The sequence below is a fragment of the Kitasatospora sp. NPDC057015 genome (genome assembly GCF_042673745.1).
In the GTDB taxonomy this organism is placed as follows: Bacteria; Actinomycetota; Actinomycetes; order Streptomycetales; family Streptomycetaceae; genus Kitasatospora.
Map to the genome: position 1 here is coordinate 2,533 of NZ_JBHUSG010000119.1, position 979 is coordinate 3,511.

Here is a 979-nt window from a genome sequence, read left to right on the forward strand (position 1 = left end):
AAAGGTCACCTGTCAACAATAACAGCTACATTTTTACCTTCGTATCGAGTGGAATACGAACAAGAGTTGCTCGCCGTTCCGTTATAAGAATCATTCGATCTGAAGCTGGTGGCAATCCTACACTGGGGGATATATGGGGCGAGAATATCCAGCGCCAACGATTCGAGGGGCAATACATCAACCCTGGCTCCCGTTGTTTATACCGGTCGAATGTGGGGTTGGCGCCGCCATCGCATACCAAAGCGAGCGATGGACAGAAAATCCACATCGTGAGCACGTCTACGACGCAAACCCGAACTCGATATTATCGGATTTTCGCGTTCACCCTCTATCCGTTGCGTACTTCAACACGTTGGCCGGACACGCGACTAATGACGGCCCTGCATTGACTGATTTTGGTTCGGATACGAAATGCGGCAGATGAAGTCGCAGTCGAAGGCGACGGCGGTTTCACCTGCTATCACCAAAGGAGGGGATATGTTCGATTTGCCGATCGGGCTACGTACCCGTTTGACCCGTGCAACTCTGTTGACTGCCGGTATGATGTTTTGGGCAGCAATTCCCAGAATTGGAGCATGTGCGTGTCCAGGAGCGACGAACGACGGGATTCCGATCGTCTCGGGCTTTCCCGCCGACATCCCGGGGGGCGCATCCTGTGCAACGCTGACGGATGCGGCGCAATTCGCCTGGAAGGAATTTATCGCCTTGAACTGGCCAGCGGTGGCTCGTATCGACAATGCTCAGCCACGTGATACGGCAGACCCTTCCCAGCTATTCGGCAACCCCGGGTTTACCGGACCGCTTGTATGGCACACCTTTCGCGGGAAGGTTGAAATCTTCCCGGGTCAAGGCGAGCCTCCGGGGTATAACGCGAATGAATCGGACGATTACGGTTACGACGCACGGCCCGCTTACAACTACAAAATCCCGATCACCGCATACCGAGGAATCGCCTATGGCCCGACGCCGTGGATCAACC

Annotated in this window: 1 protein-coding gene; it reads left to right on the forward strand. The window is 54.7% G+C overall.

Annotated elements, in window-relative coordinates:
* Positions 1-411: 411 nt before the first annotated feature.
* The coding region (locus ACFTWP_RS41365) for a hypothetical protein (RefSeq protein ID WP_380270344.1) at positions 412-979 on the forward strand (568 nt) is incomplete at its 3' end.